The organism is Intrasporangium sp., assembly GCF_039812505.1.
Lineage (GTDB): Bacteria > Actinomycetota > Actinomycetes > Actinomycetales > Dermatophilaceae > Intrasporangium_A.
Map to the genome: position 1 here is coordinate 1 of NZ_JBDIAQ010000122.1, position 10,632 is coordinate 10,632.

Annotated in this window: 12 protein-coding genes; 6 read left to right on the forward strand and 6 right to left on the reverse strand. The window is 72.1% G+C overall.

The window, feature by feature from the left end:
* Nucleotides 1-119: 119 nt before the first annotated feature.
* Nucleotides 120-497, reverse strand: a complete 378-nt coding sequence (locus tag WMI84_RS13875; RefSeq protein ID WP_347354136.1) for a VOC family protein — start codon at nt 495-497, stop codon at nt 120-122.
* A 151-nt stretch (nt 498-648) separates the two neighbouring features.
* Here WMI84_RS13875 and WMI84_RS13880 point away from each other — a divergent pair, with 151 nt between their 5' ends.
* On the forward strand, nt 649-1,047 hold the full coding sequence (locus WMI84_RS13880) for an SRPBCC domain-containing protein (RefSeq protein WP_347354138.1): 399 nt from the start codon (nt 649-651) through the stop codon (nt 1,045-1,047).
* A gap of 69 nt (nt 1,048-1,116) precedes the next feature.
* Here WMI84_RS13880 and WMI84_RS13885 read toward each other — a convergent pair whose 3' ends face one another.
* Nucleotides 1,117-1,755 carry a helix-turn-helix domain-containing protein gene (locus WMI84_RS13885; RefSeq protein WP_347354139.1) on the reverse strand — a complete coding sequence of 213 codons (639 nt, stop codon included), beginning with the start codon at nt 1,753-1,755 and terminating at the stop codon, nt 1,117-1,119.
* Between WMI84_RS13885 and WMI84_RS13890 the strand changes: the two genes are divergently transcribed.
* Nucleotides 1,754-2,851: an alpha/beta fold hydrolase gene (locus WMI84_RS13890; protein WP_347354141.1), complete on the forward strand. Its 1,098-nt coding sequence runs from the start codon at nt 1,754-1,756 to the stop codon at nt 2,849-2,851. The two genes, WMI84_RS13885 and WMI84_RS13890, sit on opposite strands and share 2 nt — an antisense overlap.
* Here WMI84_RS13890 and WMI84_RS13895 read toward each other — a convergent pair.
* Nucleotides 2,756-3,694 carry a universal stress protein gene (locus WMI84_RS13895; RefSeq protein WP_347354143.1) on the reverse strand — a complete coding sequence of 313 codons (939 nt, stop codon included), beginning with the start codon at nt 3,692-3,694 and terminating at the stop codon, nt 2,756-2,758. The genes WMI84_RS13890 and WMI84_RS13895 overlap by 96 nt on opposite strands.
* 452 nt (nt 3,695-4,146) lie before the next feature.
* On the opposite strand from WMI84_RS13895, the gene WMI84_RS13900 reads away from it, so the two are divergent.
* The 3 genes from WMI84_RS13900 to WMI84_RS13910 are packed head-to-tail and all read left to right on the forward strand — an operon-like array spanning nt 4,147 to nt 6,447.
* Nucleotides 4,147-5,178, forward strand: a complete 1,032-nt coding sequence (locus tag WMI84_RS13900; RefSeq protein ID WP_347354145.1) for a thiamine pyrophosphate-dependent dehydrogenase E1 component subunit alpha — start codon at nt 4,147-4,149, stop codon at nt 5,176-5,178.
* Between the two features lie 10 nt (nt 5,179-5,188).
* Complete coding sequence (locus WMI84_RS13905) at nt 5,189-6,217, forward strand: alpha-ketoacid dehydrogenase subunit beta (protein ID WP_347354147.1); 1,029 nt, start codon at nt 5,189-5,191, stop codon at nt 6,215-6,217.
* Complete coding sequence (locus tag WMI84_RS13910) at nt 6,214-6,447, forward strand: lipoyl domain-containing protein (RefSeq protein WP_347354149.1); 234 nt, start codon at nt 6,214-6,216, stop codon at nt 6,445-6,447. Before WMI84_RS13905 ends, WMI84_RS13910 begins: the two co-directional genes overlap by 4 nt.
* A 265-nt stretch (nt 6,448-6,712) precedes the next feature.
* Here WMI84_RS13910 and WMI84_RS13915 read toward each other — a convergent pair whose 3' ends face one another.
* The 3 genes from WMI84_RS13915 to WMI84_RS13925 all read right to left on the reverse strand — a co-directional run bounded on the left by WMI84_RS13915 (nt 6,713) and on the right by WMI84_RS13925 (nt 9,675).
* Nucleotides 6,713-8,170, reverse strand: coding sequence for an MFS transporter (locus WMI84_RS13915; protein WP_347354151.1), 1,458 nt, complete (start codon nt 8,168-8,170; stop codon nt 6,713-6,715).
* A 23-nt stretch (nt 8,171-8,193) separates the two neighbouring features.
* Nucleotides 8,194-8,574, reverse strand: coding sequence for a hypothetical protein (locus WMI84_RS13920; RefSeq protein ID WP_347354153.1), 381 nt, complete (start codon nt 8,572-8,574; stop codon nt 8,194-8,196).
* Nucleotides 8,575-8,664: 90 nt separating this feature from the next.
* Nucleotides 8,665-9,675 carry an aldo/keto reductase family protein gene (locus tag WMI84_RS13925; RefSeq protein WP_347354155.1) on the reverse strand — a complete coding sequence of 337 codons (1,011 nt, stop codon included), beginning with the start codon at nt 9,673-9,675 and terminating at the stop codon, nt 8,665-8,667.
* Between the two features lie 172 nt (nt 9,676-9,847).
* Here WMI84_RS13925 and WMI84_RS13930 point away from each other — a divergent pair, with 172 nt between their 5' ends.
* Nucleotides 9,848-10,624 carry a hypothetical protein gene (locus WMI84_RS13930; protein ID WP_347354157.1) on the forward strand — a complete coding sequence of 259 codons (777 nt, stop codon included), beginning with the start codon at nt 9,848-9,850 and terminating at the stop codon, nt 10,622-10,624.
* The last annotated feature ends 8 nt before the right edge of the window (nt 10,625-10,632 follow it).

Consider the following 10,632-nt stretch of genomic DNA (forward strand, 5'->3'; position numbering starts at 1 on the left):
GCAGCCTGTACGAGTACTACGCGGCGTCCGTCACGGCGGACGAGCGCGCCGCCCTGGAGGCGATGCTGCTCGGCTGAAGGCGATGCTGCTCGGCTGAGCCCGCGCCCCCGGCCCGGAGCTCACCCCGCGGGTGCCGTGTGGCACACCGCCTCGACGTTGTTGCCGTCGGGGTCGCGCACGAACGCGCCGTAGTAGCCGGGGTGGTACTCGGGCCACAGCCGCGGCTCGTGCAACGTCTCGGCGCCGAGCCGCACCGCAGCCGCGTGGAACGCGCGCACGTGCTCTGCATCGTCGGCCCGGAAGGCGACGTGCACCTCCCGGTTCGGCTCGGGGCCCTCCCAGGCGGAGATCCAGAAGTCGGGATGGCCGACGGTGCCGTAGCCGATCGCCTGTCCGAAGTCCATCTGACGGGCGAAGCCGAGCACGCCGAGCACGCCGTCGTAGAACCGGGCGCTGGCCGCCAGGTCCGAGCAGGTGATGCCGAAGTGGTCGATCATGGCGCAACGCTACGGGTCGCCACCGACATGGGCGAGCGCGGCCAAACTCCCAGCCGGTAGGCATTGATCTTCCCCCCGTTCCTTGGTCTATTGGGATACGTCAGATGGGTCCGGTCCGGTAGGGACCGGAGCGCTCGAGAAGAGGTATTCCATGACCAGTACGGCGGAGTCCGTTCCCGACGAAGCGCAGTCCCGGGCAGTGTGCGTGAGCCGGGTCGTCCCGGCGTCGGTGGGCCAGGTGTGGCAGCACCTGATCAGCCCGGCCGGCACGCAGGCACTGCTCGGTGCGGGCGCGCAGCTCGGCAGCAAGGGAGAGTCGTGGCACAGCGACGACGGCCCACGCGGCGTCGTCCGCTCCTACCACCCGCTCGAACAGGTCCGCGTCTCCTGGCACGCCGACGACGACGACCCCGCCTCCCTCGTCGACGTGCAGATCAGGGCCGAGGGCGAGGGGACGCGCATCGAGCTCGTGCACGAACACGCGACCGACCCGGGGCTCCAGTCGCGCTGGGACGACGCGCTCGACCGGTTCACCTCCGGACTCGGCTGAGCCGCACCCCTCCCGTATGCCGCTCACCTGGCGGCCGCTCTGCCCTGCCCTCTCGCGCGGGCGCTCGCCCTACGAGGAGGTCGGCACGAGGATCGTCGTGAGGCTCCGGCGCCGACGTCCGGGCGCCTCGGGCAGCCCCGCCCGAGCCGCGACGGCCCGGCGAAGGTCGTCCACCAGTGCGGTCGTCTCCTTGTCGCTGAGGTTGAGGGCGACCTGCCGGTAGCCGACCAGGTCGCGGGCCAGGTCGGTGTCGCCGCCCTCGAGGTACCGGTCGAAGTCGGCGAGGATCCCGGCCACGAACGTCACCAGCCCCCGGCGATGCTCCTCGTCCGACATCTCGCGCGCCTCGTCCGGGCCGATCGACCCGGCGCCCTCCCGTAGTCGGTAGGCGCGTTCGAAGGTGCCGCGGACGCGGCGCTCCTCGGCCACCTCGAGCAGCTCCCCGTCGACGAGCGTCCCGACCTGGCGGTAGAGCGTCGCCGGTGGCACGTCGGGAAGGTGCTCGCGCAACTCGGAAGTCGTCAGGCAGCGCCCACCGAGGAACGCCTGGATGATCCGAAGTCGAACGGGATGCAGCACCAGTGCGCTTGCCTTCATCTCGGCCCCTCTCGCGTTGCTCGCCGCGGCCCGGACGGGCGACGCGCCCTTGACGAGAACATTATTATCACACTTGACATCATTCTCATAAATGAGAATGATGTGTGTCATGCGAGAGATCCCGATCCACTTCGCCGTTGGCGCCGACCGCCTCGCCGGCGCCCTGCTTCGCCCCGAGGGCGACGGTCCCTTCCCGGCGGCTCTGCTGGTGCCGGGCTCCGGCCCGGTCGACCGCGACTCCAACCACCGCCGGATGCGGCTGGACGTGACCCGAGAGCTGGCCCATGCCCTGGCCGATGCCGGCGTGCTCTCGCTGCGCTACGACAAACGCGGTGTCGGCGAGAGCCGGGCGGCAGGCGACTGGCGTCGCTTCGGCGTCCACGACCGCTTCGACGAGGCGGCCGAGGCGCTCGGGTTCCTCCGGACCCGGCCCGAGGTCGACCAGGCCGCAGTCTTCGTCCTGGGCCACAGTGAGGGCGCCCTCGCGGCCGCGGCGCTCGGCGCGGCGGACCAGTCCCTGGCGGGGGTCGTGCTGCTCAGCGCCTCGGCGACGGTGGGCAGCGAGCTCCTCCTGTGGCAGAGCCGGCAGATCGCCCCGTCCCTGCCCGGGCCGGTCCGTCTCCTGCTGCGACTGATGCGCACCGACCTGACCACGAAGGTCGCCAGGAACCATGAGAGGCTCCGCAGCACGACCACGGATATCGCGCGCGTCGCCGGGGTCAGGACGAACGCGAGGTGGGCCCGCGAGTTCCTCGACCTCGACCCGTGCGAGAACCTCGCCCGGATCACCTCGCCGGTGCTGGCCATCACGGGGACCAAGGACCTGCAGGTGGACCACCACGATCTCGATCGGATCGCCGACGTGGTCCGCGGCCCCGCCCAGACCTGGGCCGCGCCCGACCTCACCCACCTGCTGCGCCGCCAACCCGGGGAGCCCTCGCTACGGGCGTACCGGTCCGAGCTCGCCAGGCCCGTCGACGAAGAGCTGCTCACCCGACTGACCGACTGGGTCCTGGGCCACTCCCGCACCGCGGGTCGGGCGAGAGGTCAGGGGCCCGCGGGCGCCCATCCCGCCCACGCGACCGACGCAGGGGCAGGGTCGAGCGGGTCGTCAGTGCACGATCATGACCGGGCAGAGGGCCTCGTGGATGATGGTGTGGCTGACGGACCCCAGCAGCAGACCGGAGAACCCACCTCGGCCGCGTGAGCCGACGACGACCAGGCCGGCGTCGAAGCCCAGGTCTGCCAGGGTGTGCCCCGGAGAGCCCGAGAGCACCTCGTACCGCACCGAAAGTGCCGGCTGGGTCACCTCCAGGATCCGCCTGGCCTCGTCGAGCCACTCCTGCGTGCGCTCCCGGGCCTGACGGTCGCGCCGACCCTTCTCCTGTGGGTCGAAGTAGGTCTCCAGCTCCGGCGTGGTCACCCGCGCCACCGCCACGACGTGCAGCGGCGCCCTGGAACGGGACGCGATGTCGGCGGCCTGCTCGAGCGCCTTGGCCGACTCGGGCGACCCGTCGATCCCGACCAGCACCCGGCTGTCCGGCCCCGGGTGCGGCGGGCGCGCACCGTCCTCGGTCGCGGTCCGTACGACGATCGCGGGGCAGTGTGCGTGCGCGGTGACCGCATAGGAGGTGGACCCGAGCAGGCCGGAGAGCACGCGCCCCCGGCCCCGGCTGCCCGTCACGACGTAGTCGGCCTGCCGCGAGGCCTCGACGAGCTGGCCCGCCGGCGTGCCGAAGGCGTGCACGCCACTGACCCGGCCCTCCCCGAGCACCGTCTTGGCGCGCTCCATCCCGGCGCGCAGGATGCTGGACCCGGCCGTGCTGGACCTAGCCGGTGCGGCCACCCCCTCGGCAGTTGCGAAGTCACCCGCGGGGTCGACGGCAGACAGCCCCGGGCCCCAGTAGACGTCGAGGCAGTGCAGCACCGTCAGGTGCAGGCCCTGGCGCAGCGCCGAGTCGGCCGCCCAGTCGAGGGCGATCTTCGCCCCCTCCGACGCGTCCCAGCCGACGACGATGCCACGTACCTCGTTATCGAACGGCTCGCTCATCCCGACCTCCTCCTCCGGCCGGGCCACGATGGCACGGGACGACCGGTGTGTCACATCATGGCGCATTCGAGCCCCCGACACCGGTTTGGACGCGGCTCCGTTCGGCCTCCGTGGGACCGGATCGCGCCTGGGTCGCCCAGACCCGTCGGCGCCGCCGAACCAGCGCACAACCCAGGCCAACCATCCGCTCCGGGCACCATCCGAAACTGCCGCCCCTCAGCAGCGTCATCCCCACGTCGTGAAGCCCCTTGCCCACCAAGCCAGCCCGTATGCCGCCCACGCTCGCCGGGCGACCTCGGTCCCCGCCCGCGCCCACTCCCTTTCCCCGCCGGCGCTGCATAGGCTGGAGTCCGGCCGGGCGGCGTCCCGGGGCCCGTGCCGGCCGTCGAGGAGCGCCGTGCAGGCGGTGCGGGGGGCTCACCCATCCGGCCCCGGGGAACTGGAGACCCGTCATGACGACAGAGACTGCGTCACCGGCGCCGATGGGCGCCGATCCCGGCGGCGGCCGGCTCGACGGCGCGACCCGCCTCGGGCTCTACGAGACGATGGTGCTCTGCCGCACCTTCGAGGAGGCGATCCTGCGGGAGTACCACGCGGACAAGGGCCCGGGCTTCGACATCGGCAAGGGCCTGATCCCCGGGGAGATGCACCTGTCGGCCGGACAGGAGCCCGTCGCGGCCGGCGTCTGCGCCCACCTGACCACCGACGACGCCCTGACGGCCACGCACCGCCCGCACCACCTGGCCATCGCGCACGGCATGGACCTGCGAGCCATGGCCGCCGAGATCTTCGGCCGGGAGACCGGTCTGGGACGAGGACGCGGCGGGCACATGCACCTGTTCGACCCGGCCACGCACTTCTCCTGCTCGGGGATCGTCGCCGAGGGCTACCCGCCGGCGCTCGGGCAGGCCTTCGCGTTCAAGCGGCAGGGCGGGGGCCGGATCGCGGTCGCCGTAACCGGCGAGGGGGCGACCAACCAGGGCGCCTTCCACGAGTCGCTCAACCTCGCGGCCCGGTGGACGCTGCCGGTCGTGTTCGTCGTGGAGGACAACGACTGGGCGATCTCCGTGCCGCGGGACGCCGCGACGGCGGTCAAGTCCAACGCGACCCGGGCCGTCGGCTACGACATCCCGGGCGAGCGCGTCGAGGGCAACGAGGTCGAGGCGGTCTGGGCCGCGGCGAAGCGCGCGGTGGCCCGGGCCCGGGCGGGCGAGGGCCCCTCGCTCGTCGAGGTGCACACGCTGCGACTCTGGGGCCACTTCGAGGGGGACGCCCAGGGTTACCGGCCCGAGCTGGCCGAGGTGGCGTCGTACGACCCGATCCCGCGCTACGAGCAGGCCCTGCGCTCGGCCGGGATCCTCGACGACGCCGCGGTCGAACGGATCGCTGCCGAGACCGGGCAGCGGGTCGAGACCGCCGTCGACTTCGCCAAGAACAGCCCGCTGCCCGACCCGGCGTCGGCCACGTCCTACGTGTTCGCGTGAGGAGACGACCATGACCATCACCGACACCACCACCGGCTCCCGCCTCACCACCGCCCGGGCGATGGTCGAGGCCATCGCCCAGGAGATGGAGCGCGACCCCTCCGTCGTCTACCTCGGCGAGGACGTCGGCGCATACGGCGGCATCTTCGGCTCGACCACGGGACTGCTCGACCGGTTCGGCCCGGACCGGGTCCTCGACACGCCCATCTCCGAGACCGCCTTCATCGGCCTGGGGATCGGCGCGGCGGTCGAGGGCATGCGCCCGATCGTGGAGCTGATGTTCGTCGACTTCATGGGCGTCTGCTTCGACCAGATCTACAACCACATGGCCAAGATCCACTTCGAGTCAGGTGGCAACGTCAAGGTCCCGATGGTGTTGACCACCGCTGTCGGCGGCGGCTACTCGGACGGCGCCCAGCACTCGCAGTGCCTGTGGGGCACCTTCGCCCACCTGCCCGGCATGAAGGTCGTCGTGCCGAGCAACCCGGCCGACGCCAAGGGCCTGATGACCGCCGCGATCCGCGACGACAACCCCGTTGTCTACATGTTCCACAAGGGCGTCATGGGCCTGCCGTGGATGGCCAAGAACCCGCGCGCGACCGCCGTCGTTCCGGACGGGGAGCACGTCGTGCCGATCGGGCAGGCCACGGTGGCCAGGGAAGGCTCGGACGTCACCGTCGTGACCGTCTCCCTGTCCGTGCACCACGCGCTGGACGTCGCCGAGAAGCTGGCCGGCGACGGCATCAGCGTCGAGGTGATCGACCTGCGCAGCCTGGTCCCGCTCGACCGCGAGGCGATCCTCGCCTCGGTGGCCAAGACCGGCCGCCTCGTCGTCGTCGACGAGGACTACCTGTCCTTCGGCATGTCCGGCGAGGTCGTCGCGACGGTCACCGACCACGACCCGAGCATGCTGACCGCTCCGGTGCAGCGGGTGGCCGTGCCCGACGTACCGGTCCCCTACTCGCACGTCCTCGAGTACGCGGTGCTACCGCGGCCGGAGCGGATCGAGGCGGCGGTGCGCCGGGCGGTGACCGCATGACGGACGTCCTCTTCCCGGCGCTGTCCAAGGAGGCACCCGACACCGAGGGCGTGCTGTCCACCTGGTTCGTCGCCGACGGGTCCTCCGTCGCCGCCGACCAGCTCCTCGCCGAGGTGCAGGTCGACAAGGTCTCCGCCGAGCTGCTCGCCCCGGTGGCGGGGACGGTCCACCTGCTGGTGGCCGAGGAGGCGGTGGTGCGACAGGGCTCGCCCGTCGCGCGCATCGACTGAGCCAAGCGGTGAGGATCGACCGAGCTCCAGCGAGGGAGGCCCGGAGCCGCGGTTCGGCTCAGGCGATCGACAGGCATCGACTGAGCCAAGCGGTGAGGATCGACCGAGCTCCAGCGAGGGAGGCCCGGAGCCGCGGTTCGGCTCAGGCGATCGACAGGCATCGACTGAGCCAAGCGGTACCAGGCCCGTATGCCGCTCAGCCGCCGAACGCTCGCGCGCTGAGCGGCATACGGGTGCAGCAGGGACCCGCCACCGGAGCAGCGGCTCACACGGCCCCGCCGCGGATCGGCGGGCCGGGCGGGTCCTGGGGCGGGCGGCGGCGGCCCAGCCCGCTCTCGTCGCACGTCGCCGGGTTGCGCACGAGCAGCCACGAGACCGCGCCGCCGGCCACGAGCAGCACGACGTTGACCCACATGCTCGCCGTGTAGGCCCGCGCGAACTCGGCCGGCTCGTGGTAGGCGTCGCCCCCGATCCCGACCAGCGCCGGCAGTGCGGCGACCGCCAGCAGCGAACCGGCCCGCGCCACCGCGTTGTTCACGCCGCTCGCGATGCCGGCGAACCGGTCCGGCACCGCTGCCAGCACCGTGGCCGTGAGCGGCGCCACGAGGATGCACAGTCCGAGCCCGAAGACCGCGACGCCCGGCAGGATCCCCGTCAGGTAGCCCGACCCCGCCCCGACCCCGGCGAGCAGCGCGACCCCCAGCGCGCACACGACCGGCCCGACCGTCATCGGCAGGCGAGGCCCGATCCGGGTCCCGATCTCCCCGCCCTTGCCGGCCAGCAGCAGCATGAGGATCGTGACCGGGAGGGTGGCCAGCCCCGCGGCGAGGGGCCCGTACTGCAGGACGATCTGCAGCTGCAGGACGAGGAAGAACATCACGGCCCCCAGGGCCGCGTAGACCAGCAGGGTCATCAGGTTCGCCGCCGTGAACACCCTGGAGGCGAAGAGGCTCGGGCGCAGCATCGGGCTCGGGACTCGCCGTTCGACCAGGACGAAGGCCACCGCGAGCGCCACCCCGACGGCGACCAGGACGGCGGTCCACACCGGACCGAGCAACTGTGCCTCGATCAGGCCGTAGGTCGCCACGGCGAGCGCGGCGGTGGCCAGCCCCGCGCCCGGCACGTCGAAGCGGCCGGCCGCCTCCACGTCGTGGCTCTCGGGCACCGACCGGCTCACCCAGACCGTCGCCGCGGCGAGGGGCACGTTGATCAGGAATACCCAGCGCCAGCTCGCGTACTGGATCAGCCAGCCGCCCACGAACGGGCCGATGGCAGAGGCGATCCCGCTCATCCCGGACCAGGTGCCGATGGCCTTGGCCCGGTCCTGCTCGACGAAGGTCGCCTGGATGAGGGCCAGGCTGCCCGGGGTCAGCAGCGCTCCCCCGACACCCTGCACGAGCCGGGCACCGATGAGCTGGCCGGGGCTCTGGGCGACCCCGCAGACCGCCGACGCGACGGCGAAGGCGACGACGCCGACGACGAAGACCCGCCGCCGGCCGTAGCGGTCCCCGAGCGAGCCGCCGAGCAGGATGAACGAGGCCAGGGTCAGCAGGTAGCCGTTGGTCACCCACTGCAGGTCCTGCAGGCTGGCCGACAGGTCGCGCCCGATCGACACCAGCGCGACGTTGACGACCGTCCCGTCGAGCAGCGCCATGCCCGAGCCGAGTACCGCCGCGGCGAGGACCGCTCGGCCGGAACGCGAGCCGAGGGCGACGCCAACCATCTCAGCAGTCTGTCACCGTGCACTCAGCCCGCGGCGGCCGGGCGCCGCAGCTGCAGGGCGATCCCCCCGGCGACGAATGCCACCCCGACGGCCAGCCACGGCCACGGGTTCCAGGCGTCCGTGCACGACATCGCTGGGCCCGATGTCGTGCACACCCAGCCCGGCCCGCCGCGGTTGAGGTAGGCCACGTAGAGCACGGGCAGGCCGAGCCCCGAGACCAGCCCGGCGATGCCGCCACGGCCCCACGCCCTGCGGACCAGGAGCGTCAACACGACCGACCCGGCCAGGACGAACACACCGATCGACATCAGGCTCAGCACCCCGAAGGCGTACCCGGCGCCCACCAGCGCCCACCCGGCGAACGCGAGCCAGCGGGCGAAGCGCGGTGACACCGACCCGGCCACGCCTCCAGTATCCGCGCCGGAGCGCCGCCCGACCGACCCGCCGTGCGCCGGACCGGCCGGCCCGCGGGAGCCGGCCGGGCGGCATCCGCCTCAGGAGACCCGGCCCTTCGGGGCCAGCTGCGCGGTCCTGCGGGGGTCGCGCTCGACCACGTCACCGAGCGTCTCGTCGATCCGGCGCAGAACCGCCCCGTCGAGGCGCACCCCGGCGGCCTTGACGTTCTCGGACACCTGGGCCGGGCGGGAGGCGCCGACGAGCGCGGTGGCGACGTTGGGGTTCTGCAGGACCCAGGCGACGGCCAGCTGCGCCAGGGTCAGGCCCGCCTCGTCGGCGACCGGGCGCAGCCGCTGGACCGCCGCCAGCACGTCGTCGTGCAGGAAGCGCCGGACGAAGTGGGCGCCGCCCTTCTCGTCGGTCGCGCGCGAGCCGGCCGGGGGCGGCTGTCCCGGCAGGTACTTGCCGGTCAGGACCCCTTGGGCGATGGGGCTGAAGACGACCTGCGCGAGCCCGAGCTCCTGGCAGGTCGGCACGACCTGTGGCTCGATGACGCGCCAGAGCATGGAGTACTGCGGCTGGTTCGAGACGAGCTGGAAGCCCAGCTCCCGCGACAGCCGGACGCCCTCACGGATCTGCTCGGCGGTCCACTCGCTCACGCCGATGTAGAGCGCCTTGCCCTGCCGCACGATGTCGGCGAAGGCCTGCATCGTCTCCTCCAGCGGGGTCTCCACGTCGTAGCGGTGGGCCTGGTAGAGGTCGACGTAGTCGGTCTGCAGCCGGCGCAGGGACCCGTCGATCGACTCCATGACGTGCTTGCGGGACAACCCGGTGTCGTTCTTGCCGCCGGGCCCGGTCGGCCAGTACACCTTGGTGAAGATCTCCAGGCTCTCGCGCCGCTCGCCCTTGAGCGCGTCCCCGAGGACCGTCTCGGCGGCCGTGTTCGCGTAGGTGTCGGCCGTGTCGAAGGTGGAGATCCCGGCGTCGAGCGCGGCGCGGACGCACTGGGTGGCGACGTCGTTCTCGACCTGCGAGCCGTGGGTCAGCCAGTTGCCGTAGGTGATCTCGGAGATCTTCAGCCCGCTGTTGCCGAGGTATCGGTATTCCATGGCAGCCACCGTATGCCGCCCACCCGCCGGCCGCGGGCGTGACCTGGGCGCGATCCGTCCTGACTCGCTCTTTACGGACATTTGACAGGTTCTTGACTTTCCGGACCGACCGACCCGACCCGTGCCGGCAGTACTCTTTCGCCAGCGTTGGCCCGGCGAAGGGAGACACGACATGCGATTTGCCACCGGCCGGATTGCCGTGACGGTGCTGGTTGCCGGGAGCTTCGGCTGGTTGGCCGCTCCGGGCGCGTCCGCGGCCGAGGGGGGCGATCCGCCCTCCCCGGCGCAGCAGGCCGCCCAGAGCAGGGTCATGGGCGACAAGCTGGCGGTGAAGGCCTCCGCCGACCGGCTGCTCGGTCGGCGCACGCCGGCCACGCGGCCGGGCGCCACCACGGTCAGCGCCGCGGCCGCGAAACGGTTCCCGACCACCGCGACGGCCTGGCTGAACCCCACCATCTTCGGTCAGCAGTACAACTGGACCTGCGGACCGGCCTCGATGCGCAACATGGTCTACGGGATGACCAAGGGGTCGGTCAACCACCCGGAGAGCTGGTACCGCAAGCAGCTGGGCACCAAGAACGACGGGAACGGCACCGACAACTCGTGGATCGTGCGGGAGATGAACCAGCACTTCTCCAGCTACGGGCACTGGGCGTACTACAAGCCGACCAGCACCCAGGACCTGCTGACCACGGTCGCGGCCGACGTCTCCTACCGGATCCCGCAGACGACCTACCTGAACGTGACGACCCGCTACCTGCCGATCTACCGCGGCCAGGACCTCAAGCACTGGATGCTCGCGTTCAACTACCACCTGGGCAAGAAGACGATCTCCACCGCCGACCCCAACCGCTACAACTGGGACGCGTGGGGCAGGCAGTGGAACATCCCGGCCAGCAAGGTCTACAACGCGGTGCACTACTCCCCCTCCCGCGGCGTGGTGTGGTAGCGGCCCGT